We start from the raw sequence: 24,827 nt of genomic DNA, 5'->3' as shown, positions 1-24,827 counted from the left end.
ATGGAGAAAGTGCTGCCACTTCTTCCACAAGTTCTTTGATTTTTGCAGATTTGTCTGAATCATTTAAAGTCGCAACCAATTCGATTGGACCTTCAAGGCGTTCTAAAAGCGTTTTTAATTGAGCTGAAGTATTTTGATCTAACATTGCTAACGTCTCCAAAGGAGTAATATTTATTTGATAAAGCTATATTAGAAGAAATACAAAAATAGGTAAAACAGTTAGTTTGCATAAAGACTATCGAAAAATTGAATTAAAGAATCATTCATTTAAAAATGAATGATTCTTTTATGATGGTCGTAACAGTACAAACTTTAACTATATCTCCAAACGTTGAGTGATCGTTTGAATTCTGCTTTTAAAACTACGAGCTAATCCAAAGAAAATAAGAATTAACAATAACATGATGGCTGAGAACACCATTAATATCATCTTGACGACTTCTGAAATTTGTCGTGCCTGATTTGCTCGATGATCTATCGCTTTTGCCCAAGGAGTAATAGATTGACCATAAACTTGTTGCTGCATTGACCATAACTGCTCTGCATTAAAACCATATTCGACAAACTGTTTTTCATTTCTTTCAGCTTGCGCAAGTCGAGCTAAATATGTAGTTGCTAGCTTGGTATCTTCAGGTTTGTGAATCAAAGCCACTTGCGCAAGGACGTAGGCTTGTATAATTGGATTGACCTGTTGTTCAGTCATGATGACAGCAATCTGACTTTCGTGAATCGATTTATCATAATGACTTAATTGATATTGTTGTTCCAAAGACTCATCATTCAAGTCATATTGAACATAGGTCAAACCTGACCAAATTAAGATGACAGCAATGAACCAACCAACAAACTTAAGTACAAATGATTGAAAGCGCACATAGAAAAAACGTATTTTCTTTAAAAAATGAACGATAAAAAAAGCACCAATGACTGAGCTAAATACTTTTAGAATGAACCAACCTAACCAAGATATCAAATTAAAAAAATAGTCAGGCTGATGTTGGTACACGTTTACGACTTCATCTAAACTATGTGGCAAATGAAGCTGCTGAACAGTTTCACTCATACCCATAAAACCATAAATCATGTCCTGATGAATAAAAAGCGACACAACTGAAATAATGAGTACACTGGTACTCAAAAATCCCCATAAATTAAGTATGCGATTTCGTTTGTACAATTCAGGCAATCTTTTCTGAATCTCAGTCTGCGCCACAAGATATTCATTGGTTTTATTCAAATTTAAACCTCAAGAAATTAGTGTTTTGGCTGATTTTGACTCGAATCCAAAACAAGTTGTTGAAGATTTCCTTGCAAAGCCTTAATACGGATTGATGCCTCTTCACGTTTTTGCATCCCTTCTTTCTGAATACTAATAACATCATTCACTGTTTTAATGAGGGTATTTTGAACATGTTCAAGTGTTTCAATGTCAATCACTGAGCGTTGATTTGCTCGAGCAGTATCTACTGAGTTCTGGTGTAATAAATCTGCATTTCGTTTAAGTAACTCATTCGTCGCATCATCAATAGTATTAGCCAATTGGACGCTATTTTTTTGTTCCTGTAATGAAATCGCTAAACTAATTTGATTTTTCCAGGCAGGAAGCGTGATATTTTTTATCGCATAAAACTTATCAACCAACATTGAATTATTTGATTGAATAATTCGAATCATCGGTAATGTCTGCATCGCAGATTGTTGCAATATCTGTAAATCACTCACTCTTTTTTCCAAGTTGTTTGCTAAGTGATTTAAGTCGTAGATTTTTTGATTAGTTTGCGCATCTTGTTCTAGCGTACTTAATTCAGCTATTTGCTCCTGAACTTCTTGTTGTTTAATTTTCCCTGCAGCAATATAAACCCCTAATTGTTTATATTCGTCCTGCACACCATCAAACATACGATCCAATGTATTTACACGGTCTTTTAACCCTTGTTGAGAGGTTTCAATTTCTTTAACTAAAGCATCTATTTGTTCTTTAGTGGTATTGAACTTTTGATCAAAACTCTGTTTAGCACCCTTAAATCGATTTAAGATACTACCCAAGAAGCCTGAACTTTTAGCAGGACTTAAAATACTGTTTGTATTGAGCTGTTGAGCCACTGTAACGACTTCATTTAACTTTTGACCTGTTGCATCCAAATCTTTATTTTTAACTAGATCCAGTAATTCATCCGTATAAGTCGCCGTTTTAGTCGCAATGTTTTTCCCATATTCAGCAACCGTAGCATGATTCATATCAGCTAGTTCTTGGTGAACTGATTCGACTGCTGCAAGGTCTGAGGTCATCAACCCAATTTCTTTTAAATCTAACTTGGAAAACTTTTCCTCCATAGAGATTAAGCTTAAGGATTCATTTTTCTTTTGAATTGGAAAATCAGACATAACACACCTTATTCTTTAATTAGTGATTTTTTTAAAGATCGAATCAGTTGTTCGCGACTTTGATCTAACTTTTCAATATCGACTGCGCCATTTTTAATTTGAGTTTGCTCAAGATGATATTGCCAAGCTGGGATTAATACTTGCTGCGCTTCACGAAAACGATCCGTCAGAGTTAATGAAAGTTGTTGAGTCAATTGCATATGCATGAGAGAAATATCATTGTTTGCTTGTACCGACTCTAATGTTTGTATTTTTTTAGCCAATCGCTCCTCAAAGTTATCGAGTGGATGGCGATGATGAGAAAAATCTGTGTATTCTGTTAAAAATTGTCTTGCTGCTTGAATGTAGCGCGCCATTTGCTCTCTCAAACCAACTGCTTGCTGAAATCGAGAACTAGACTTTTGGATTTCAATGTGAATACGTTGGGACAGCTGATCAGCATCTAGAATGAGTCTATCTAAATCACGAATATAAGAAATTTGACCCGCACCGAACTCCAAATCCAGACCTAACCACTTTTGGAGAGCATTAAATTTTTTTTGTTTTAATTTCTTTTTGGATTGATTCAATTTTTGAATAATATCTGAAATTGTTTCGCTTAATTTTTTATTTAAAGTGGGGTCTATACCTACCAATAGAGCATTTTGTGCCTGCACAATATGTTCAGCATATAAATTAAGTTTAGACGAATCAGTCAATAAAGGAACAAGATCATGCCTCTTAATTGGGAGTAAATCCGAGGGATTAACTTCAATTTGATTTAAGGGTATAAGCTCATTAAAAGATGACATTAGCGTAATTTAAGCAAGTAATCAGCAATCCTCAAATGTAGCAATAAACTGTTCAAAATATACTATTTTTTTGCAAAATATTACACAAAATCAAATACAAAAAAGCCAGCAAATGCTGGCTTTTTTATTAATGAGGTTTAGATTTTCTCATTCTAAGCCAACATAAACCAATGAGTCCTAAAAGCCCAAACCCACCTAGGCTACCCCCTCCACTCGTACGAGAACTTCCAGGCCCTGTTTCCGTATTTAGAACAGCTAATGTTCCCTCACCTGATGAAGCGCCGTCTGCGTCCAATACTGAGTACTTAAGATCATAGGAAAAGACATCCAAATTATTGTTCAACTGAACACGAATGTTTCCACCATAGCACTTTTTAAAACGGTCATTAGCACATGGCTCTACCCGATCCGCGATAATTGAAACGGGATTCGGTACTCTTGCAAAATAAATTGATACCTCATCTCCATTAGCATTATGGTAAAACTCCTTTTTATTTGGAGGATTGATTGCATTTCTGTTGCCATCACCAGCATCACTCGCTTCAGCCAGTAAATTTACACTGATTTGAGTCGATTTTTTTGGATTGATTGTATATTCCACACGTTCAGGAACAGTTGGCACGATGTTGATAAAATTACCAATTAAATATGCACTTGATGTTTTTTTACTGTCGCTTTTTGAAGTAAGCGTATATGTACAGAATTCAGAGTCTCCACTCGGTGTTATGCGACCATCTGTTCTATACATGACTATCTGCTTAAGCTGCGGTTTCCATTCACATTTCAACCGATCATCAAACTTACCTAAGAACGTTTTATCGATATCTAATTTCCCAACTCCCACAACTTCAACTTTGACATCATAATTATCAACATTAAGATGCTCAATTTTTCGCACCTTACCATCAGGAGAAACAAATTCATCTGGTAAATTCAATTTGAATGGATCGAATAATATTGGACGATATTGATTAAGATTATTTAATTCATTCAAAAATGCTTTTTGATCGGTGAGCTTCTTATTATAATAATCAATCACTTCTTCTTTGGTTTCAGGATCGGCAATAGCATCTTCGAATGCTTTAATTCTATTCTCAGTTGATTTCTTTATTTGAACCAGTGATTCATTTGCTTTACTTAAATTGGAAACAGTCAACTTTAAGGTTTCTATCGCACCAATATCGCAAGTATTGGGAGTCACATCTAAACTGTTGAGCGAGTCCAATCCAATCCGATTTATACCTCGTTGATCATGTTGCGAACAACCATCAGTACCAAAATCAACTAAATCTGTACCACTAGAATTAATCTTCGGAAAAAAGACAGGATGAAAGTTAGTATTCTCATCATTAACTGGTAACGATGTTGAAAACAGATCATTAATACTCAATTGACTAACATCAAGACTATTTTTTTGTGCATTTTCTGACGCTTTTGCTGGTAGATCACAGTCTATAGATGGATTACTCAGTGGAATAGCATTTGCCAATAATTCAATACCTGCTGACTCAACTTGGCTCACATCACCGTGACTATATATACAGGCTTTAGCCTGATTAAAACCTATCACATTATGATTTAAGGCTTTTGCACCTGTATTTCCATACCAAAGCACAGATCGCGCGGTATTCGCGATAATCGTATTACTATCGAGCTTCAAAATAGAATTGGGACTCAAATTTATTTGACCCCCATCTGTTAAACGATCACTAAATTGAAAAATTTGACCTTGTGTAGTATTTAATACATTGGAAGAGATTGTATTTGCTTGCAATTGAGTTGTAGGTTCACCACAAAATGAGAATAAACTGTTTGAAGCTGTATTTCCATTTTCGGTAATAGACATACGGGATAAATCAATCTTACGACGTGTGAACACAAGATTATCCAAACAAGACATCGCGATAACAGCGCCTTGCTGAGCTGTATTACCACTCACCCACCCGACCGAATAACTTAAAGAGCTATCACTGTCATTCAAAAATATCGCTCCACCTCTTAATGCAGAAGAGCTAGTGATATTTACATTATATAAATCAGTCTCGCCTCCCAATAGCAAAGCGCCACCGTTGGTAGATGATTTACCATTTCTCAGCTCTATATTTCTTAAACTCAAACTCGGTCGATTTAGATTGGTCGTATTGAAAATGCGATGTGTATTTTGACCATTAATTATAGTTTGAATTTTAGTTTGCGCAGGATAACTATTTGAAATGACATTCGGTTTGGAATAATCGACAGGCTCTTTACCCCTAATAATCACTGAAGAAGTTGGCTGAAGCTCTGCATTCAAGCTATAGGTACCAGCTTCAAGCTGAATAATGTCAGTTTGTACTCGATCCGTATTACCTTTAGCACAACCTCCATAAGCTCGATTAGTCGAAGCAGCCGTCAACGCTTCTCTGAGTGAACACTTTGCATCATTAGTACCGTCTTCATCATCAAAGGTAGTGACATAAATTATTGTATCTTCAGCAGCCATCAAGGACATTGCAGAAAGGACTGCTAAGGTCAAAAAAGCTTTTCTACTTTTCAACATACGATTCCCTTATTATTTTTTTCTACGTATCGCGATTAAAGTCATCAGACCTAATACGGAGATTAGACCTAGCCCCCCACCAGAAGTTTTTACTTTATCGCTTGTATAAGTATCTCTGGGGTCTTGTTTAATGACAGTTGGAATTTCGATATAAGGATTCATTGACTCATTCAATTGACGTGTAGATACAACGACCAAAACTTTAAAATCATCAGTTCCGTGCCAATTCCCTTGAGGTGTATAAGTAAACTCTCCATTTTGGAGTAGTTCAGCTTTACCTTTACTAGGAGAGTTATTTTGTTGGATGATCATACAGCCCGCTTGCCATTCTTCTTTTTTGGGATGAGGTCCGACTAAGGCATCACATTGACTAGCAGGTATTAGCTCACCATCTCCTAGAAAATCATTAATATTTAACTTAACAATTTCTCCGTAAAAGATATCCTTGCCAAATCTGCCTGAAGACGTACTTGACTGAATAAGTTCGATCGCGCCTCGATCACACAAAATACGATCCTTACGTGCGTTGCCACGCTGATCAACTGTTTCACATGATGTACCATTTGAATCTGGTCCACGATTAATGATCGGAGAATCTGTTAATTGTCGATAACTAGGCAACACTCTTGGGCGGAAATATCCTAAAGCATAGCCAGAATAGACTTTGAACGGACATAAAATGCCAGATGAATTAACATCACACTCACCTTCTACATCAGTCCCAGCTAATAATGTGCGCTCGCCCAGTTGTTCTGAAGCTGTGCCCTCACAACCAAAACCATATAAATTATTGTTTAAATTTGATTGATCTATTGCAGTCTCTACACGACAGTCTCGATTGCCATTTTTTGCAATTATATTGTTAGTAAGCAATGCCTTCTTAAACGGCGCATTAAAAATCAAGCCAAAATCATTAAAGACCAGCGTATTGTTATTAAGTGCAATACCATCCTTAACATTGATAATATAGCCCTTATTATTAAAAATTGTTGAATTGGTCACTTTGGCATAATTGAGATTGGTCACCTTAGTTTCATCTTCACTCAACACTTTATGGCTATAGATTGCGAAACCTTCTGAATCTGTTGTCTTATTACCTTTAATAACAGAAGCACTAATGTCAAAATCAGGATATTCACTATACAAAACAGCACCTTGTTGTGCTTGATTGTTTTCCAATAACGAATTAACTAGATTCACTCGCGCGGAACGAATTTTGCTAGTTTCGGATTCAATAAATGATTCAACATTATAAATCGCACCGCCAAAATTCGCTTTGCCATTGATAAGATGGCTTTTATCAAATTTTAGCCGTTCATAATTGAGAATTAACCCACCTTTTTCTTTGCATACTGATGCGGCACAACCTTGCAAGGTAATTTCGTAAAATTCCACACCAATTGCAGCATCTCTAATTTCATCATCAGCTTTAGGACGAATTCGCTCAATATGGAAAATTCGATCAGTACCCTTCATTGTTATGACGGCATTTTTTGTACCAGGAATATCGTCAACAATGGTAGTTTCATACTGCGTTCTAAAAACCATCGGTTTAGAGATGCGAACTTGCTCGTTTAGGAGATATTCTTTCGTAGATAAGATAATATTATCTGTGGCATCTTTACCACCACAGCCATTGAGACCTGCTTCAGGTTTACCCTGATTAATATATTCAATTGCTTCACGCAACGAACATTGATCATCATTTTTGGTGATATCTTCAGTGGTCGTAACCACAATATCTGCACTGAATACATGCCCTGTTGCACACAACAATACAAGACCTAAGCCCCGTCTGAGCATTACCATCTCCTTAATTTTTCTTTATTTTTTTAAGTAGCGAACTTTAATTATGTAGCGCTATTTGTCCATTTTGACTAATCTGTCACAATTTTTTAGAATTCTCAATTATTTTTAAGTAAAAAATTGCCGAGTTCAGATAAAGTCTACATTTTGAGTTTTGAATAACATTTAAAAAGCATTTAAGCACTATACTGATCGATGAGCGCGTAGATTTGCTTAAGGGTTGCGTTGGATAGCTTAACTTTTTCACCCTGTAGTAACTTTGATAATTGATCAACCGTTTGTAATAAGGTACTGGTCTGTATCGGGCCATTGGTCAGCAGATAATCAATAATTAAAGGATCAAAATGCACACCTTTACGATCTAACACAGAATGTAATAAGGCATAGCGGTCAGCGTAGGATTGACCTGTTGGCACTTTAACACTCACCGCTTGAGTTAATCTCGACTGAAGATCTGGTAATTCAAGTTTCAATTCAATTGGCGCAGATCTAGATGAAAAGACTAGTTGTCCTCCACCATCATTATTATTATTTATTAAATGAAATACCGCCTTTTGCCAATGCGGTACACCACTAATCGCTTCAATATCGTCCAGAGCGACCAAATCATAGCGATCCAATGAAGTAATCGCCTCAATTGGAGCATCGAGCAATTCTAGCAATGACACTTTAATTGCAGATTTCCCCACATCTAGATATGAGTCACATATCGCAGTTAATAAGTGACTCTTACCTGTGCCCGCACCGCCATAAAGGTAAAATCGATTCATTAATCCAGCATGAAGTTGGCGAACTGCATCAATGACGGGTCCCCAACCTGGGCCGGAAAAATCACTGATCCGTGCATCAAGTTGAGGTTCTATATCAAGTTGCAGTTGCCGCATAAATGCTTGGTCACCTTAAGGTTCTTTATTTTGTTTCTGCACATCGATTTTTTCAGATGTTGCAATATCTTGTTGATTATTGATTGATTGTGGTTTGAGATCAAGCTCAATATCAACCTGATCGGTTTGGATTGTAATTTCACCACCACCATGATCAGCTAAGGCAACAGCTGGCGTACCATAAATTGTACTCCTTTCATAAGTGTCACGTGCATGTCGGAGCAGTACCACGATTACAGCTGCAACAGGTAATGCAATCAACATACCCAAGAAACCAGCCAATTGTGCACCAGCCAATACAGCGAATACGACCGCTACTGGAGAAAGACCAATTTTATCTCCCAATAAGAATGGCTGAAGCACATAACCTTCAACAGCTTGCCCTACCATGAACACCACTGCAACTAAAAGGAGTTGAGTCCAATCCATACCAAATTGGAAGAAAGTTGCTATCACGGCAGCAATAATTCCTACTGCAAATCCTAAATATGGGATGATACTTGCCAAGCCTGCAATCATGCCAATAATCAAACCAACTTCCAGACCAATCAGTTGTAAACCAACGGCATAAACAATCCCCAAAAGGATCATCACGAGGAATTGTCCTTTTACAAATGCGCCTAGTACGCTATGGCATTCACCTACGATTTCAAGCGTTGAAGCTTCATAAGGACGTGGAATGAGTCGACGCAAACTATTGAGCATTCGATCCCAATCTAAGAGGAAATAAAATGCAATAATTGGAATCAGTACAATTGTCCCACCAATCTGAATAAAATTCAGACCAGATTGTGCCAATTTGAGTGCCATCGCTTGGATACTGTCAGCACTATAATTGGTTTGAACATACTCCATAACAGCTGCTGAAATCTGGTCTACATCTAATTCTAGTGGCACTATATTGAAAGTATCTGATAACCACGGTAAGAAGCTATAATTTACCCAATGAACTACTTTCGGGATACTGGATTTAGCATACATTAGCTGTTCCCAAATTAATGGAACCAAATACCACATTGCCCATGTGATCACGACGCCAATACCAATAAATACCAAACTGATAGACAACCAACGAGGTAAACCTATCTTATGCAATCGATCAACCAATGGACTGAAAAGATAAGCTATTAAAAATGCACCAATAAATGGGATTACGACCGGTTTTAATAAGTATAAAATCCAGAGAAATAAAGCTATCCCTGCAAGGATAAAAACACGGCGTAGGGTACGATCTACCATAGAAACTCGCCTTTTTTAAGATTATTCGTTATGTAAAGGAAAATATTTTAGTAAAGATAACATTTTAGTGCATAAATAACATAAGAGTTTCGTATATTCAGGTTATAATCCCCGCGCGAATGCGGAGACTTCAATATGAGCAACTCAACTTCTACCCCAAACACTGGTTTAAGCTACAAAGATGCAGGTGTCGACATTGAGGCGGGCGACGCGTTAGTCGATCGTATCAAATCTGTCGCTAAACGCACGACTCGTCCTGAAGTAATGGGCGGTCTTGGTGGCTTCGGTGCACTTTGTAAAATTCCTAAAGGTTATGAAGAACCTGTTCTCGTATCTGGCACAGACGGTGTTGGTACAAAATTACGTTTAGCATTGAATTTAAACCGTCATGACACAATTGGTCAGGATTTGGTTGCAATGTGTGTGAACGATTTACTTGTCTGTGGTGCTGAACCACTCTTCTTCCTTGATTACTACGCAACTGGTCACCTCAATGTTGATGTCGCAGCAAATGTAGTGACAGGTATCGGTCAAGGTTGTGAGCTTGCTGGATGTGCATTGGTCGGTGGTGAAACTGCTGAAATGCCAGGCATGTATGAAGGTGAAGATTACGATTTAGCTGGTTTCTGTGTAGGTGTTGTAGAACAAAGTAAAATTATTGATGGCTCTAAAGTTAAAGCTGGTGATGTATTAGTTGGTGTTGCTTCAAGCGGCGCACACTCTAATGGCTACTCTCTTCTTCGTAAAATTTTAGATGTAAAAAATGTTGATTTAACTCAAATTGTTGATGGTCGTCCACTTGCTGATGTCGCAATGGAGCCAACTCGTATCTACGTTAAACCAATTCTAGAGCTTCTCAAACAGGTTGATGTTCACGCGATGGCACACATCACAGGTGGCGGTTTACCAGGTAACTTACCTCGCGTATTACCAAATGGTGCTCAAGCTGTAGTAAACGAATCTTCTTGGCAATGGCCTGAGCTGTTCAAACTTCTTCAACGTGAAGGTGGTGTAGAACAATTTGAAATGTACCGTACATTCAACTGTGGCGTAGGTATGGTTCTAGTTGTTGATGCTGCTGAAGCTGATAAAACAGTTGAAATCTTAAATCAACTCGGCGAAAAAGCATGGACAATGGGCCACATTGTTGACAATGCTGAATCTGTCGAAGGTGCAGACGAAAAAATTCGTGTGATCTTCGCTTAATCAGTTTATTGTTAAAACATGATTAAAATTGCTGTTTTAGTATCAGGTAACGGATCAAACCTACAAGCATTAATCGATGCAAACCTTTCAGGTCAAATTGTCGGTGTGATCTCGAATAAACCTGCTGCTTACGCACTTGAGCGTGCTGCTCATGCCAACATTGCAACTGCAGTGATTGAACATAAAAACTTCCCAGATCGTGAAGCGTTTGATGATGTTATGCACCAGCAACTGCTCGACTGGGAAGCTGATCTTGTGGTTTTAGCGGGCTTTATGCGCATTTTAAGTGCTAAGTTCGTTAAAGCATGGGAGGGTAAAATGATCAATATCCATCCCTCTCTGCTGCCCAATTACAAAGGAATGCATACACATCAACGTGTATTGAATACTGGTGATCTATGGCATGGTTGTACAGTACATTATGTCACTGCAGAACTAGATGCAGGTCAAGCACTAGCTCAAGGCGTACTCAAAGTTTCTCACCATGATAATGTTGAATCTTTAGCAGATCGTGTACATCAACTTGAACATTTAATTTATCCTCAAGTTGTAGAATGGATTTGTAATCAAACCATTCAAGTCACATCCGAAGGCGTGCACTATAAAAATCAAATTTTGAAAGGTCCAATACAGTTCTGTCATATTTGATTTAAAAAACGCAGCTTAGGCTGCGTTTTTTTGTGGCGTCAAAATAGTTTTTAAATGCGCAGCCAATTGCTCAGGATGTTCAAGTGGGAACATGTGTCCACCTTCAAAAATACTAAAAGGCACACCAAACTTTTTCCTCACTTTATGAGGGAATTTACGTGCTAAGAATGGACCTTGAGAAGCAACAATTAATTGACTTGGAACTTTGAGCTTAGGTTGAGGCAGCCACCATAATGAAGGATTGGTTCTAAAAATATCCACTTCAATAGATTTTGGAATCGCCAACTCAACGCCGCCACGCGTTGGATCTTCAACTAATGCAAATTGAATATAGTCATTAAAACATTGCTCATCAAATGCTGCATATAGGGCTTTTGGTCGAAGTAATGTTGCAGCTTGCTCTCGACTATCCCAATGATCACGTCGACGTTTAGACAATGCCGCTGGCGACATTTGATCCACTGCTTTTAACTTCAAAGACTTTGCAATATGCATAGCAAATGATTCTAGCCCCATAATAAGAGGTGGATCGAGAAGAATAGTTTGACTAAAAAGTTCTGGGCATTTCAAAGCAGCTTTGAACGTCAAAACTCCTCCTAAGGAGTGCCCGATACCAATCACTTTACGACCATGGGATTTCTGAACAATATTATCAATCACTTGCTGTGTCATACTTTCCCAGTGTTGATCTACAGGATAACGTTGATCAACACCAAGATTGGTCGTATAAATCACATCGAATTGATCAGACAAAGCATCAAAAAATTTTTGATAAACTTTCGATGGAACCCCGTTGGCATGAGCAAAATGGATCAATGGTTTCATTGGATTCGATTCACCTGCTCAGATTGAATCTGCTTGGAAATTGAAGAAGCAAAACCTTGACCAAATTCACTTCCAAGTCGTCCAATCACAGAATCAAAGGGGCTACGTTGAATAGTATAATCTACCGTTTTTTCGACTTTTAATTCGCGTTTCAGTGTGTGAATACTGCCAATCCGATCTGCGATACCGAGCTTCACAGCCTGCTCACCAGTCCAAAACAAACCTGAAAATATAGCAGGATCTTGCGATTTCAATTTATTGCCACGACCTTTTTTAACTGCATCAATAAAATGTTGATGAACATTATCCAATACACCTTGTACGTGTGCACGTTGTGCAGGATCAACTGGTTGTGTCATCGACAATAATGCTTTGTTCTCACCTGAAGTCATGGTGCGATCTTCAACGCCAAGTTTTTGCATCAAACCACTCACTCCATAGTTTGGCATGATGACGCCAATTGAGCCGACTAAACTTGATGGATTAACAATAATTTCATCCGCTGCAGAAGCTATGTAATAAGCACCTGAAGCACCTGTGTCACCAATTAATGCATAAAGTTTTTTATCTTTATAAACCGACTTTAAATATTGGATCTCTTGCCAAATTTCATCAGACTGGACTGGAGATCCACCCGGAGAGTTAATATTTAAAACAACAGCTTGCGATTGCTTGCTTTCAAATGCTTTTTTCAAACCTTTGATCGTATCTGCACTATTCACACTTTGCTGGTCTGCTGCAATCGTTCCTACAATATCGACTGTAGCAATATGCTGTGATGACACCGCACTATCAGTGGAAGTCGTTGAACAACTTTTCCCCATGACCAAAACTATAAACAACAGATATGCGAAAGTAAGAAATTTAAAAAAGATTCCCCAACGTCTTGCACGTCTCTGTTCTTCTACAGATGCGAGAACAGCTTTTTCTAAAATTTGCCATTCTTTTCCGTTCGGTTGGTTATTTGGTTTTTGATTTTCATTTTGTGGTTCAGGCGGCCAAGCGGACATACATACCATCCAAATTAAATTTAAGCTGACATTATATACAAGGAATGAGGTCAAACTATTTATAAGTCAAGATTTAACATATAATAAACCCAAATCACAATATTCTATGAACTTACCAAATTTTGAATCTAATGCCTGAAACCAAAACATCGACCACAACCCGCCTGTTAAATTTCTTCAGTCGCCGTCCGATTCGTTTTTCTCGTTTTTTTGCAAAAATGCTTGCAGGGCTGATTAATACGCTAAAAATTACAAAAACTACGAATACCATCCGCCTCAATATCGACATTTGCTTACCGCATCTTTCTGATGAAGAAAAACATTTAGTGACTCGTGCAGCGGTAAGAAACGAACTTCAATCTTATATGGAATTTTTTAGTATTTGGGGAAGCTCAAACGAAACCAATATTTCACGAATACGCCATGTCACTGGTGCTGAATATTTTCATGAAGCAATGGCTGAAAAGAAAGGTATTATTTTACTCGCACCACATTTTGGTACATGGGAAGTCATGAATGCGTGGTTCGCACAATATACTAAGATGACCATCATGTATAAGCCCATCAAGAATGAAGAAGCAGATCAATTTGTGCGCCAGGCTCGTAGTCGAGAACAAGCAACTTTAGTCCCTACAGATGAGAGTGGTATAAGACAAATTTTTAAAGCCCTTAAATTAGGGGGGACAACTGTGATTCTTCCAGATCACAATCCTAAACACGGTGGTGAAATGATCGATTATTTCGGCATACCACTCGAGTCCAGTAATTTAAGTGCCAAACTCATCCAAAAAACTAAAGCCAAAGGCCTTTTGGTCTATGCAATTCGCAATGAAACTGAAGATTTTGATGTATTTATTGAACCAATGGATGCTTCGATTTATGAAGGCACTCCCGCTGACGGAACGTTAGTAATTCACCGTGCAATAGAAAGCCTGATTCATCGTTATCCTGAACATGCTCATTGGAGCTATAAACGTTTCCGTGCAAATCCTGATCTACATAACATTTATCGTATCCCTGCAGAACAAGCCAGAGCAAAAATAGAACAAGTTAGAAAAGCAAGTTAATCTATGGGGTTATTCCGAGTTAACCACGCTTTTTGATCTCGATGATATCGAAATTGTACATCTCCGTTTTTATCGAAGGTCATTCGAATGCTGCCCTTCGATTGGGTATCGCGTAGCGGAATATTAAGCGCTTTTAAACGCTCTTTGACAACAGGATGTGGATGATTATAGCGGTTATCAAAACCAGCCGATGCAATGGCAATTTTAGGTTTGGTATTTTTTAAAAAGTCGTAAGATGAACTATGTCGACTGCCATGGTGTCCTAAGATTAAAATATCTACTCTAAGTTCAGGATACTGCTTTAAAATACGATACTCTGTCTCCCACCCTGCATCCCCCATAATCAGAATATGCTTAAAATCGTTAGCATAGGGTAATGTCAGATACATTACGCACGAAAGCTCATTACGATTTTGACTGACAAAATTTAATTGTGATTCAGCTGGTGAGAGAAATTGTATATTTATCTTACCCAATTGCACCTGTTGATGCTGTCGACAATAATCAAATTTCACTTGCTGAAACCTATCATCTTTTTCATTTGAGATAACTTGATCAATTTGTATATGTTTTTCGATAGCGCGGTATGCACCAGCATGATCTTGATCAAGATGACTCATAAAAATTTGATCTAATTTTGATATGCCACGTTGAATTAAGAAAGGGACAACTACACTTTCTCCAATACTAAATGTATTCTCATCAAAGCTCCCGCCTGTATCAACTAAAGCATTTTTCCCTGATGACTGTAAGAGTATGGATTGCCCCTGTCCTATGTCTAAAATTTCAATGATATCGTATCAATCATCACGTTTAGGCATCAGCAATGCCACACCTAATACGGGTATCCATAATCGAGGGATTACATTCTTTGGCATAAAGAACATCAATACTGCCAAAGCGAGCAAAAACATTTGTGCTTTCGTTAACGCTACCCATTTCAATGGATTGTCTAATATTGCTCCCAGCTTAGTCAGCAGCACCAAAAGCACCGATATCAACATATCAGCCAGATGAAATAAAAATAGACCAACAAAAGGAATAAAGCTGAGACAATAGCCCAGTACTTCTAATGGCACGATCAAGGTCCCAATCATTGGAACAGCAACTAAATTAGCAAATGGTGCAAGTAAAGAAATCTGTTGAAATATCAGTAAAGTGAATGGTAACAGTGCAATAAATATTTTCCATTGGGATTGCAAAAGTATTTTAAGATACATTTTTGCTTTATCTAGAAAATGATATTTGTTGATTAAAGCAGTGTTTTGCTGTTCATGAACGATCGTTTGGTATACACGAATCAAAATCAAACATGCGCCGTACGAAAGCCAAAATGCAGCAGATAAAATACTAAAAGGGTCTAAATAGAGCATTAAGCTCGCACTGATAAGTAATAGCACAAAAGGCTTAATCTTGAATTTAAATAAAATAGCGATACTAATTAGACAAACTGACAATGTAGTTCTTAGTGCAGGAATTTCGAGCCCTGAAAAAAAACTATAAATAATTACCCCACATACGAAAGGGATTAAAAGTAAATATGTTTTGGGAACTTTTAGAAAAATATGAGGACGAAAAATTGATACAAGATACCCCATGAACCACGATAATAAACCAGCAAAAATTAGAACATGTGGACCTGAAATAGCCAATAAATGCGTAATGCCTAGTTTTTTAAATAATTCTTCTTGTTGCTCCGTCAGTAGACTCTTATCACCTGTGAGTAACGCGACTAGCAAACCCTTATTTCTGAATACTCCCTGTTCGATATCATCCCTAAAAGCTAAACGTGCTTTTTCAATGCTCAGGCTCAATCGTGCGATAAGGCTCCGATGCACATCGGTTGAAGATAAATAACCTTCAGAATATAACACCGCTTCACTTACAGGTACGATCCAATCTACACGCATTGTTCCAGCTATATTTTGCTGCAACAACCATTTCTCATGATCAAATACCCCATCTACTGCATAACTATGTGCGGGTCTTAATTTTCCCGTAACTTTATAATAGCGCCCTAGTTCTAATGTCGTATCAAGTTTTGACTCTCGCAAATATAATAATAGCGTTTGAGATTGTCCTTGCTTCTTGTCGATCACTTGCGCACGCTGCTGTATTGATCGACCTTCCTGATCCATTTTCAGCTGATTAATTTTATTGATATAGACAACTATTTCTTTTTCTTCAATATATTGAACACGTTTCTCTAAACGATCGTGTAAGGCTGTTTTTGCATGTTGATGCCCCAAAACAAATGTGATCAGACAAATTCCCGTTAGCACAAGCATTCTTGATGATGACTGGACAATACTTGAGGTGTGAGGATAAATGAATCGATCAGGTTGCCTCATTAATCGTACGAAGTAACCCATGATCAAAATGATACTTGCCATACCCAGCAAGAGAGTTGAATATTCAACTTCACCCTGAAAGCTGATCGTAGCAACACCAATGATCCAAAAGATGAGAATAAATATTAAGAACATCTAACTTTTATGTTTATTTTTCTTAAATAGATTAAAGCCCACCTAAGTGGGCTTTAACAAGACTGTTAATCGGATTTTTAGGCTATACCCACAATCCATCTTGCATATGCAAAATCTTATCAGCAGTTTGTGCGAGCTGTTCATCATGGGTCACGATGAGCATTGCCATATTAAATTCTTTACGCAGATCGGAAAGCAATTCAAAAATTGTGACGGCAGTTTTACGATCTAAATTTCCAGTAGGCTCATCTGCCATCATCAATTTAGGTTGAGCCACTAAAGCCCGTGCAAGCGCAACGCGTTGTCGCTCACCGCCAGATAACTCACCTGGTTTATGCGTTAAACGATGTGATAAACCCACTTTATTCAACAAATATTCTGCACGTTCTTTTACTTCTTTAAAATTTGCATCTTTACGTAACATCAGCGGCATTGATACATTTTCTAAAGCCGTAAACTCAGGAAGTAAATGGTGAAATTGATACACAAATCCGAGGTGTTCATTACGTAGGAAACCGCGTTCAGCTTCGCCTAAAGTGTCAAAACGCTGCCCATTAAGCATCACTACACCTTCGGACGGACGATCAAGCCCCCCTAATACATGTAACAGCGTACTCTTACCCGAACCACTTGATCCAACAATTGAAACAAATTGTCCTTGCTCAACAACTAAATCCAATCCCTTAATCACTTCAACAGTTGATTTACCATCTGTAAAATGTTTATGAATATTTTTGGCTTCTAAGACAATATTACTCATAGCGTAAAGCCTCTGCTGGTTGAACTTTGGCAGCACGCAGCGCTGGATAAATTGTTGCAAGGAAACTTAGCGCTAGTGATAAGCTAACAATCACCACCACATCTTGCCAACGTAGATACGATGGTAAATAGTTAATGAAATATGCATCGAACAAATTTAGTCCAAAAGCAGTGTTCAACCAGCCAATAAATCCACTAATGCTCGTTGCAAAGATGATACCTAGTGCTGCTCCTGCCAGTGTTCCTACAACACCAATCACCGTACCCTGTACCATAAAAATCTTAGTGATCGTTGCTGGTGAAGCACCTAAGGTTCTTAAAATAGCAATGTCAGATTTTTTATCAGTAACCACCATCACCAATGAAGATACAATATTAAATGCTGCAACCAAGACAATGAGGAAAAGTAAAAGGCTAACCATTGCTTTTTCCATCTGAATGGCACTAAAGAGATTGCCGTGCGTATAAGTCCAATTTGATGGATAGAAATTGCCTCGTAAATCCATAACAACTTCTTCAGCGACTTGTGGTGCTTTGAAGATATCATCTAGCTTCATACGGATACCTTGTGCACCATCCGGCAGTCTCAACAATGTCGAAGCATCATTTAGCGCGATGTAACCCATCATCGAGTCCACTTCCGCACCAATACTAAAAATACCGACAATTTTAAAACGTTTAAATCTTGGAACAACGCCAGCGGGTGATGGTGTCGCTTCAGGTAATACCAATGTTACATTGTCATTGAGACTTAAACCTAAAGCATCCGTCATCTGCTTGCCCAAAACAATCCCGAACTCACCTTTCTTTAATGAGTTGATGTCGCCTTGAACCATATGATTTTGAATAATAGATACATTTTTTTCATAGTCAGGCTCAATACCCGTGACCATTATCCCTGCAACCTGTCCTTGGGCTGTTAACATCCCCTGCAACTGTGTAAAAGGTGCAACACCCGTCACATGTTCATGTTGGTCTATTTTCTTTGCAAGCTCAGGCCAGTCTGTTAGAATTTGTGTAGAGGAAACAGTCGCTTGAGGTACCATTCCCAAGACACGGTTTTTTAATTCACGATCGAAACCGTTCATTACAGATAACACAGTAATGAGAACAGCGACGCCCAAAGTCAGACCGATCATGGAAACTAAAGCAATAAAAGAAATAAAGTGATTACTTCGCCGTGCGCGAGTGTATCTCAACCCTATATACAGCGAGATCGGTTTAAACATACCATCTAGTCCGAGGTGTTTTAATGGAAAATCTTCAGCATCAAAGTGGCAATATTGAAAGACGCGTCATGTCACGTATTGATGCTGCCTTAAGAATAAATTATCAGATCATCACTAAAGATGTCGCTTTGAATGATCCCTATGATTCAAATTTTGTACTACCGCGCTATTTTCTCTTACTTGCAGAATTAGATCAATTTGATCATGCGCTTATGTACGAATTAGAACAATTAAATCAAAAAGATCAACAAATTGCTCGGATATTATCCTTATTTAATCAAAAATTAAACCTCATTACGGGCTCACTTTACGACTCTATTGTACAAACCATGTTACCAGTACCTACTCAAGTCAATTTGTCTGAAACGGGTTTTAGTTTTTATGCTGAGCAACATATCCCTGAACAAACCTATATACACATCACATTGAGTCACCCTGAAAATGATTTTCATATCGCTGCAACTGCACAAGTTGTCTACAGCAATCAAGAAGAAAATGGGCTGTTTAGAACCGGTGCATATTTTCTAACGTTACATCCCCAAGACAAAGTAAAGTTAACAGAAGCCTTGAAGCATTTAAAAAACTCACAGAATCGCTGAGCATCCAACTTAAGGCTTTAATACTTTTTGTTTAAATTTCTGATTCGCTTCTATATCCCGATAAAAATACATAAACAATCCCAGAAGTAGGATCATTGCTCCCAGTATCATACCTAGCGTTAATTTCTCATGATTAAACGCGGCACCTATACCAAGCGCTAAAACTGGAGTCATTACATTTGTAAGGGACAATGTGGTGGGTTGGATTTTTTTGACCAAATAGAAATAACAAAACATAGCAACTAATGAAGCCATAACAACAGAATATATGATCGCAAGTAATGACTTCATTGAAGGTAATTCAGTAGGTAAATATTTCCATATAAATGGCACAATTAGACATGCAACGATGGTAGAAACCAGTATTGAACCTGTCGCCTGTGCCATCGGTGCTACATCAGCATTTATTTTTTTTACCCAAAAAATTGACATTGCGTATGAAAAAACGCTGAGCAACATTAAACCAATTCCAATGGGATGGATATGTTGTGCTGATCCAGTAAAACTGATCACTACAAGCCCAGTAATCGCGACGATCATTCCTAACCATTGCAGCTTATGCAAATCTTGTTGAAAGATAAATTTTCCAATAAGCCCTGCCATAATTGGGGCTAATCCAAACATCAGTGCAATCATGCCAGAACTTAGATAATCAGTAGCTACATAAGTAAAAAATTGCGAACCAATCAAGCTAAATGAACCAGCAAAATAACTATGCAATGCAATTGAATTTAAAGGAAATTTCACCTTTAAAACTATGAGAAGTAATGCCGCGATAGGCAGTGCCAAGCCTAATCGAATCACCAATGCCCACATTAAATAAATATCGTCTACACTCCACACAATCGCAAGTGGAGTTGTTGCCCAGATGATGACCAATAAGGCATAAATGAGCATAAGTTTAGATTTTTCTGGCATGTGAACTCGATTGATAAGATAAATCAGGCAGTTTTTCTTTTTTGTTTTTGAATCGTTTGATCCAAAGCACTTGAAAATTCACGCTTATCTCTTTCTGAAATTGGCGGTGGTCCACCGGTTTGAACGCCAGCCCCTCTCAAAGTTTCCATGAAATCACGCAAATGTAATCGTGCCTTAATATTAGCTTCTGTCCAAATTTCACCACGTGGATGAATTGCAACGCCACCCTTTTCGATGACTTGAGCTGCTAGAGGAATATCCTGCGTCATGACAATATCATGCTCTTTCATACGTTCGATAATTTCTTTATCAGCTTGATCTGCTCCACTCATCACTTGTATTGAATTAATACGAACGGAAGGAGTTATTCCTACATTTTGATTGGCGACAAAAGTTACTTCGAGTTGATAACGATCAGAAGCTCTTAAGATGACTTCACGCAAAATTTTAGGTAATGCATCAGCATCGACCCAGAGTTTAAATGGCAACACGCCTCTTTCCTTCATTGTCTTACCACGTCATCTTATCAAATTTAATAGATGGTTGGTTTGATATGATGAATATAAAGCGGATCGTTTTTTCATAGTGAGGACCTTCTCTCCATGTTATTTAAATACATGAAAAATCTTATTGTTGTCAGTTTAATCAAAATTAAAACTAATTGATTGTTTTTGCTTAATGTATGAACGATTAAAACTTTTTTTGATACGAAGCTTTTGACAATTGAAATGTCTATCCTTAATATACAAGCACCTCGCAACGTCCCTATCGTCTAGAGGCCTAGGACATCGCCCTTTCACGGCGGTAACCGGGGTTCGAATCCCCGTAGGGACGCCATTATCGTTTCATACGATCACTCAATATTCAAAATTACTATTATTTCATTGAAGAATTGTAGTTTTTCACTACAATAACTCGCTTCATTTGTTTCGAATTTTCAATCCTATGCACTCATCTCCGAATGATGCTTCGCATCAGGGCAATTCTGCGCCTTTACAACGCGCTATGAGTACTCGACATCTGGTTATGATTTCGCTTGGCGGCGCAATCGGTACTGGACTTTTCTTAGGTTCGGGTGAAGTCATTGCACAAACGGGGCCTGTAGGTGCCATTATTTCTTATATCCTTGGCGGGATTATCGCCTACATGGTTATGCTGTGTTTAGGTGAGCTTGCCGTTCATATGCCTGAGTCTGGTTCGTTTGGTGCTTATGCCAAAAGATATATTGGACCAGGAACAGGCTATACCATCACTTGGTTATATTGGTTAACTTGGTCGGTTACTTTAGGAACTGAGTTTACAGCCGCCGCCCTCCTCATGCAGGAATGGTTCCCAGATAGTTCCATGTGGATGTGGACTATAATCTTTGGTGTATTCGTATTTGTTTTAAATATGATTTCCACAAAATGGTTCGCAGAATCTGAATTTTGGCTGGCATTAGTTAAAGTTATTACTGTTGTTGCATTTATTCTATTAGGTCTACTCGCAATTTTTGGTGTAATTGGCTATCAAGGTTACGAAACGGCGCCTTTATTTAGCAATTTAACTGCTCAAGGCTGGTTCCCTGAAGGTCTATTCCCAATTTTTGCTACGATGCTTATCGTAAACTTCGCATTCTCTGGAACAGAATTAATTGGGGTTGCTGCTGGTGAAACTAAAGACCCAGCTAAAAATGTTCCTAAAGCAATTAATACAGCGATTTTTCGTCTGTTGATTTTCTTCGTAGGTACGATCATTGTAGTGACGTCACTTCTTCCACACCAAGAAGCTGGCTTAGCTGCTGAAGGTGTGAGTAGCTCTCCATTTGTGACTGTTTTCCAGCATATTGGTATTCCTTATGCAGAAGATATTATCCGTTTTGTAATTATTACTGCTTTATTGTCAGCTGCTAACTCTGGTTTGTTTGCTGCGTCACGCATGATGTGGTCTTTATCTTACAAAAAGCAGCTCCCTGCAGTATTTTCTAGAGTGAATGCACGTGGTATCCCCTATGTTGCAGTGATCGTGACAATGATCGGTGGGTTACCAGGCTTATTATCAGAACAATTCGCACCTGAGACTATTTTTACCAATTTATTAGGTATTGCTGCTTTTACAATGGTCGTTGTGTGGATGAGTATTTGTTTAAGCCAATTTAATTTCAGACGCGATTGGTATAAGCAAGGGCGCAAAAAAGAAGAGCTGGGCTTTGCTGCTCCATTATTTCCAATTGTCCCAATCTTAGGTTTTGTGTTCTGTTTTATCACATGCTTAAGTATGGTATTTGATCCAAGTATGCGTATTAGCTTTTTCGGGTGTTTAGCGTTCATTGCTGTATGCTATGCCAGTTATTACCTGTTTTATCACGATAAATCTTGATTTTGAAATAGCGACTTCGGTCGCTATTTTTTTGCTTAGACAGTTCCTATTTTCCAAATGCTTTTCTAATATTTCTTGGAGATTTGATCTAAATTTAGCCTTTAAATTCAATATTGTTTTATTTTCATACGAACACACCATTTTTTTAATTTTTTTGCTGAAATGCGTTTGACACCCCCCTATTTTCACCCTATTATACGCCCACCTCTGAAACGTCCCTATCGTCTAGAGGCCTAGGACATCGCCCTTTCACGGCGGTAACCGGGGTTCGAATCCCCGTAGGGACGCCAATTTTTCAGAAGTAGATTTTATTAAGTCCCTATCGTCTAGAGGCCTAGGACATCGCCCTTTCACGGCGGTAACCGGGGTTCGAATCCCCGTAGGGACGCCATTAATTTCAATTGAAATGGTTTAAAATATATTTCTGCACTGTCCCTATCGTCTAGAGGCCTAGGACATCGCCCTTTCACGGCGGTAACCGGGGTTCGAATCCCCGTAGGGACGCCATATTCGAGATGATACATCTCATAAAAAAGCCCAAGCATTTAAGACTTGGGTTTTTTTTTATAACTTAGTCACCCTAAAAATCGAACACAAAATAAACAACATTATCATCTTTGCAGGTTATGGTGGTTTAAACCCTTAATAACGCTTGGAGAAGATGATGTTGGACAACACCGTACTTAATCCCCTAGCATCCCCATCACAATTAAATACAATTAGTCCTAAAACAAATAAAGACTGGGTTGAGTTTTTTTTAGACCCTAAAGTGAATCGTGAATGTAAAACAGAATATGCTGAAACCTATGTTCTTTCACTATTCGATCAACTCAATACGACTCATTTATCGTGGATTGATCAGGTAGACCAAGTTAGGCAACATATACAACACGAACATGATCAAACTTGTTCTAAATTTCAAAGTTATCTAGATCAACGAAAATCAGGACTTGGGCGTGACTACTTTCCAACCATCTCTCATGCTTTAGAATTTTTATATAAAGTTGCTCCAGTTAAATATGTAGATGGCTCCTGGCTATATTCATCTCTTACGCACCCCTCTCTGTTTGAAAGCAAAGATCTAAGCTATATCTACTTAGAAGAACTTGGCTTGGGAGATGCTAAAGCAAATCATGTTTGCATGTATCAAAGCTTACTGCGACATTTCGAGCTTGAACCGTACATTAATTATTTAGATGATATTTATTTCGAACAAGCCGCTGTTCAACTTGCTCTCGCATATGTACCACATGATTTATTTCCAATAGTAATTGGATTTAACTTGGGTTATGAACAATTACCACTACACCTGTTAATTACCAATTATGAATTAGCAGAACTTGGAATTGATCCTCATTATTTTAATGTTCATATTACGATTGATAATACACACAATGGACATGCTGAAAAATCAATACAGGCATTTATTGATCATTATCATCAAGCTCAAGATAAATCAAAATATCTTGAACTGGTGAAAATGGGCTTCCAAATGAATGATCTTGGCTTGAGCTCGACGAATATCATTCAAGAAATTGATCTGACTAAAAGCGTTTATCAACTTCTGCAAAGAAAAGCAGTTGTCGGTCAACATATCCATAACCAAAAATGTCAATTCAGTGGCAAGTCTATTAATGAGTGGCTCGCTCAACCTCAATTAATATCTGAATTTGTTCAAATCTTAATTGATAAACAATGGATTATTAAAAACAGGCCTGTCGAAGAAAGTCGTTTTTGGAAACTTATTCACGATAGTGATGGCAAAATGTTTGGTGTGTTTAATGCAACTGAGAAAATCCTGATCAAAGACTGGATTCAAGGGGAATCATTAACTGTTCGTTTAAAAAGAATGCCTGTAACAGGAGATCAAAACTGGCTATCAAAATACAATAATCAACAGGAACTTGAACAGATCAAACATCAATGTCATTCATTAGATGATACAAACGATAAACTAGCATTGTTAATTCCATATCTATCACCTTACTATCATCCACGAGCGATCGGATTATGGGCAACCCAAGAAGTCTCTAAGTTACTTTTCCCTTTTCAAACACTTGCGCTTTAGTTTTAACTCG

The 24,827-nt window shown here is 38.0% G+C and carries 21 protein-coding genes, 4 tRNA genes and 1 pseudogene; 10 read left to right on the top strand and 16 right to left on the bottom strand.

All coding sequences use genetic code 11. From position 1 onward, the window contains the following. From AC1M9L_RS08040 to cxpE, 8 genes and pseudogenes are all read right to left on the bottom strand, one after another. Nucleotides 1-145 (bottom strand): annotated as a pseudogene (locus AC1M9L_RS08040) (thioredoxin family protein); the annotation flags it as partial. A gap of 171 nt (nucleotides 146-316) precedes the next feature. Beyond that, nucleotides 317-1,237: a hypothetical protein gene (locus tag AC1M9L_RS08035; protein ID WP_481591833.1), complete on the bottom strand. Its 921-nt coding sequence runs from the start codon at nucleotides 1,235-1,237 to the stop codon at nucleotides 317-319. 17 nt (nucleotides 1,238-1,254) lie between these two features. After that, entirely contained in the window at nucleotides 1,255-2,334 is a 1,080-nt protein-coding gene (locus tag AC1M9L_RS08030) for a toxic anion resistance protein (protein ID WP_481591837.1), read from the bottom strand. Between the two features lie 59 nt (nucleotides 2,335-2,393). Beyond that, nucleotides 2,394-3,176, bottom strand: coding sequence for a tellurium resistance protein (locus tag AC1M9L_RS08025; RefSeq protein WP_481591832.1), 783 nt, complete (start codon nucleotides 3,174-3,176; stop codon nucleotides 2,394-2,396). A 127-nt stretch (nucleotides 3,177-3,303) separates the two neighbouring features. After that, nucleotides 3,304-5,715 carry a CSLREA domain-containing protein gene (locus tag AC1M9L_RS08020; protein ID WP_481591831.1) on the bottom strand — a complete coding sequence of 804 codons (2,412 nt, stop codon included), beginning with the start codon at nucleotides 5,713-5,715 and terminating at the stop codon, nucleotides 3,304-3,306. A gap of 12 nt (nucleotides 5,716-5,727) precedes the next feature. Next, entirely contained in the window at nucleotides 5,728-7,518 is a 1,791-nt protein-coding gene (gene rbtA, locus AC1M9L_RS08015) for a rhombotarget A (protein ID WP_481591830.1), read from the bottom strand. Between the two features lie 179 nt (nucleotides 7,519-7,697). After that, the gene (gene hda, locus AC1M9L_RS08010; protein ID WP_035266869.1) at nucleotides 7,698-8,405 is read right to left on the bottom strand and encodes a DnaA regulatory inactivator Hda; all 708 of its coding nucleotides are present in this window, start codon (nucleotides 8,403-8,405) and stop codon (nucleotides 7,698-7,700) included. A 15-nt stretch (nucleotides 8,406-8,420) separates the two neighbouring features. Further along, a complete protein-coding gene (gene cxpE / locus AC1M9L_RS08005; RefSeq protein WP_481591829.1) occupies nucleotides 8,421-9,644 on the bottom strand; it encodes a chloramphenicol efflux transporter CxpE in 1,224 nt (407 codons plus the stop codon). Between the two features lie 135 nt (nucleotides 9,645-9,779). Between cxpE and purM the strand changes: the two genes are divergently transcribed. After that, on the top strand, nucleotides 9,780-10,850 hold the full coding sequence (gene purM, locus AC1M9L_RS08000; RefSeq protein ID WP_481591828.1) for a phosphoribosylformylglycinamidine cyclo-ligase: 1,071 nt from the start codon (nucleotides 9,780-9,782) through the stop codon (nucleotides 10,848-10,850). Between the two features lie 18 nt (nucleotides 10,851-10,868). Next, nucleotides 10,869-11,498: a phosphoribosylglycinamide formyltransferase gene (purN, locus tag AC1M9L_RS07995; protein ID WP_481591827.1), complete on the top strand. Its 630-nt coding sequence runs from the start codon at nucleotides 10,869-10,871 to the stop codon at nucleotides 11,496-11,498. A gap of 15 nt (nucleotides 11,499-11,513) precedes the next feature. Here the strand turns inward: purN and AC1M9L_RS07990 are convergent, their stop codons facing one another. Next, on the bottom strand, nucleotides 11,514-12,323 hold the full coding sequence (locus tag AC1M9L_RS07990) for an alpha/beta fold hydrolase (RefSeq protein WP_481591826.1): 810 nt from the start codon (nucleotides 12,321-12,323) through the stop codon (nucleotides 11,514-11,516). Continuing rightward, a complete protein-coding gene (sppA, locus tag AC1M9L_RS07985; protein ID WP_180027906.1) occupies nucleotides 12,320-13,333 on the bottom strand; it encodes a signal peptide peptidase SppA in 1,014 nt (337 codons plus the stop codon). The genes AC1M9L_RS07990 and sppA overlap by 4 nt, the downstream gene beginning before the upstream one ends. Nucleotides 13,334-13,464: 131 nt before the next feature. Between sppA and AC1M9L_RS07980 the strand changes: the two genes are divergently transcribed. Beyond that, nucleotides 13,465-14,400 carry a lysophospholipid acyltransferase family protein gene (locus AC1M9L_RS07980; protein WP_481588956.1) on the top strand — a complete coding sequence of 312 codons (936 nt, stop codon included), beginning with the start codon at nucleotides 13,465-13,467 and terminating at the stop codon, nucleotides 14,398-14,400. Here AC1M9L_RS07980 and AC1M9L_RS07975 read toward each other — a convergent pair. From AC1M9L_RS07975 to AC1M9L_RS07960, 4 genes are all read right to left on the bottom strand, one after another. After that, complete coding sequence (locus tag AC1M9L_RS07975; RefSeq protein ID WP_481591836.1) at nucleotides 14,397-15,176, bottom strand: ComEC/Rec2 family competence protein; 780 nt, start codon at nucleotides 15,174-15,176, stop codon at nucleotides 14,397-14,399. The two genes, AC1M9L_RS07980 and AC1M9L_RS07975, sit on opposite strands and share 4 nt — an antisense overlap. 24 nt (nucleotides 15,177-15,200) lie before the next feature. Then, on the bottom strand, nucleotides 15,201-16,886 hold the full coding sequence (locus AC1M9L_RS07970) for a ComEC/Rec2 family competence protein (RefSeq protein WP_481591825.1): 1,686 nt from the start codon (nucleotides 16,884-16,886) through the stop codon (nucleotides 15,201-15,203). Between the two features lie 82 nt (nucleotides 16,887-16,968). Then, on the bottom strand, nucleotides 16,969-17,646 hold the full coding sequence (gene lolD / locus AC1M9L_RS07965) for a lipoprotein-releasing ABC transporter ATP-binding protein LolD (protein ID WP_035266856.1): 678 nt from the start codon (nucleotides 17,644-17,646) through the stop codon (nucleotides 16,969-16,971). Then, nucleotides 17,639-18,874, bottom strand: coding sequence for a lipoprotein-releasing ABC transporter permease subunit (locus AC1M9L_RS07960; protein ID WP_481591824.1), 1,236 nt, complete (start codon nucleotides 18,872-18,874; stop codon nucleotides 17,639-17,641). The genes lolD and AC1M9L_RS07960 overlap by 8 nt, the downstream gene beginning before the upstream one ends. 23 nt (nucleotides 18,875-18,897) lie before the next feature. Here AC1M9L_RS07960 and AC1M9L_RS07955 point away from each other — a divergent pair, with 23 nt between their 5' ends. Further along, on the top strand, nucleotides 18,898-19,473 hold the full coding sequence (locus AC1M9L_RS07955) for a PilZ domain-containing protein (protein ID WP_035266851.1): 576 nt from the start codon (nucleotides 18,898-18,900) through the stop codon (nucleotides 19,471-19,473). Nucleotides 19,474-19,482: 9 nt separating this feature from the next. Here AC1M9L_RS07955 and AC1M9L_RS07950 read toward each other — a convergent pair whose 3' ends face one another. Further along, nucleotides 19,483-20,391, bottom strand: a complete 909-nt coding sequence (locus AC1M9L_RS07950; RefSeq protein ID WP_481591823.1) for a DMT family transporter — start codon at nucleotides 20,389-20,391, stop codon at nucleotides 19,483-19,485. 23 nt (nucleotides 20,392-20,414) lie between these two features. Then, nucleotides 20,415-20,897: a YaiI/YqxD family protein gene (locus AC1M9L_RS07945; protein WP_155756969.1), complete on the bottom strand. Its 483-nt coding sequence runs from the start codon at nucleotides 20,895-20,897 to the stop codon at nucleotides 20,415-20,417. 255 nt (nucleotides 20,898-21,152) lie between these two features. On the opposite strand from AC1M9L_RS07945, the gene AC1M9L_RS07940 reads away from it, so the two are divergent. From AC1M9L_RS07940 to AC1M9L_RS07915, 6 genes are all read left to right on the top strand, one after another. After that, nucleotides 21,153-21,228: transfer RNA gene (locus tag AC1M9L_RS07940), tRNA-Glu, on the top strand. Nucleotides 21,229-21,336: 108 nt separating this feature from the next. After that, nucleotides 21,337-22,749 (top strand): amino acid permease, encoded by a 1,413-nt coding sequence (locus tag AC1M9L_RS07935; protein WP_481591822.1) that lies wholly within the window; start codon nucleotides 21,337-21,339, stop codon nucleotides 22,747-22,749. A 214-nt stretch (nucleotides 22,750-22,963) separates the two neighbouring features. Then, nucleotides 22,964-23,039 (top strand) — tRNA-Glu (locus AC1M9L_RS07930). A gap of 25 nt (nucleotides 23,040-23,064) precedes the next feature. After that, nucleotides 23,065-23,140, top strand: a tRNA-Glu gene (locus tag AC1M9L_RS07925). A gap of 40 nt (nucleotides 23,141-23,180) precedes the next feature. Next, a tRNA-Glu gene (locus tag AC1M9L_RS07920) sits at nucleotides 23,181-23,256 on the top strand. Between the two features lie 157 nt (nucleotides 23,257-23,413). Continuing rightward, nucleotides 23,414-24,817, top strand: coding sequence for an iron-containing redox enzyme family protein (locus AC1M9L_RS07915; protein WP_481591821.1), 1,404 nt, complete (start codon nucleotides 23,414-23,416; stop codon nucleotides 24,815-24,817). Nucleotides 24,818-24,827: the final 10 nt, after the last annotated feature.

This window comes from Acinetobacter sp. ANC_7511 (genome assembly GCF_056779975.1).
This window is presented reverse-complemented; position numbering and strand designations above follow the sequence as displayed.

Excerpts from the sequence above, each read along its gene's own strand:
- sppA (WP_180027906.1), bottom strand. The coding sequence starts at position 13,333 with ATGTCCGCTTGGCCGCCTGAACCACAAAATGAAAATCAAAAACCAAAT.
- AC1M9L_RS07950 (WP_481591823.1), bottom strand. The coding sequence starts at position 20,391 with ATGCCAGAAAAATCTAAACTTATGCTCATTTATGCCTTATTGGTCATC.
- AC1M9L_RS07960 (WP_481591824.1), bottom strand. The coding sequence starts at position 18,874 with ATGTTTAAACCGATCTCGCTGTATATAGGGTTGAGATACACTCGCGCA.
- AC1M9L_RS07955 (WP_035266851.1), top strand. The coding sequence starts at position 18,898 with ATGGAAAATCTTCAGCATCAAAGTGGCAATATTGAAAGACGCGTCATG.
- cxpE (WP_481591829.1), bottom strand. The coding sequence starts at position 9,644 with ATGGTAGATCGTACCCTACGCCGTGTTTTTATCCTTGCAGGGATAGCT.
- AC1M9L_RS07915 (WP_481591821.1), top strand. The coding sequence starts at position 23,414 with ATGTTGGACAACACCGTACTTAATCCCCTAGCATCCCCATCACAATTA.
- AC1M9L_RS08020 (WP_481591831.1), bottom strand. The coding sequence starts at position 5,715 with ATGTTGAAAAGTAGAAAAGCTTTTTTGACCTTAGCAGTCCTTTCTGCA.
- AC1M9L_RS07935 (WP_481591822.1), top strand. The coding sequence starts at position 21,337 with ATGCACTCATCTCCGAATGATGCTTCGCATCAGGGCAATTCTGCGCCT.
- AC1M9L_RS07990 (WP_481591826.1), bottom strand. The coding sequence starts at position 12,323 with ATGAAACCATTGATCCATTTTGCTCATGCCAACGGGGTTCCATCGAAA.
- rbtA (WP_481591830.1), bottom strand. The coding sequence starts at position 7,518 with ATGCTCAGACGGGGCTTAGGTCTTGTATTGTTGTGTGCAACAGGGCAT.
- hda (WP_035266869.1), bottom strand. The coding sequence starts at position 8,405 with ATGCGGCAACTGCAACTTGATATAGAACCTCAACTTGATGCACGGATC.
- AC1M9L_RS08030 (WP_481591837.1), bottom strand. The coding sequence starts at position 2,334 with ATGGAGGAAAAGTTTTCCAAGTTAGATTTAAAAGAAATTGGGTTGATG.
- purM (WP_481591828.1), top strand. The coding sequence starts at position 9,780 with ATGAGCAACTCAACTTCTACCCCAAACACTGGTTTAAGCTACAAAGAT.
- AC1M9L_RS07945 (WP_155756969.1), bottom strand. The coding sequence starts at position 20,897 with ATGAAGGAAAGAGGCGTGTTGCCATTTAAACTCTGGGTCGATGCTGAT.
- AC1M9L_RS08025 (WP_481591832.1), bottom strand. The coding sequence starts at position 3,176 with ATGTCATCTTTTAATGAGCTTATACCCTTAAATCAAATTGAAGTTAAT.
- purN (WP_481591827.1), top strand. The coding sequence starts at position 10,869 with ATGATTAAAATTGCTGTTTTAGTATCAGGTAACGGATCAAACCTACAA.
- lolD (WP_035266856.1), bottom strand. The coding sequence starts at position 17,646 with ATGAGTAATATTGTCTTAGAAGCCAAAAATATTCATAAACATTTTACA.
- AC1M9L_RS07970 (WP_481591825.1), bottom strand. The coding sequence starts at position 16,886 with ATGTTCTTAATATTTATTCTCATCTTTTGGATCATTGGTGTTGCTACG.
- AC1M9L_RS07980 (WP_481588956.1), top strand. The coding sequence starts at position 13,465 with ATGCCTGAAACCAAAACATCGACCACAACCCGCCTGTTAAATTTCTTC.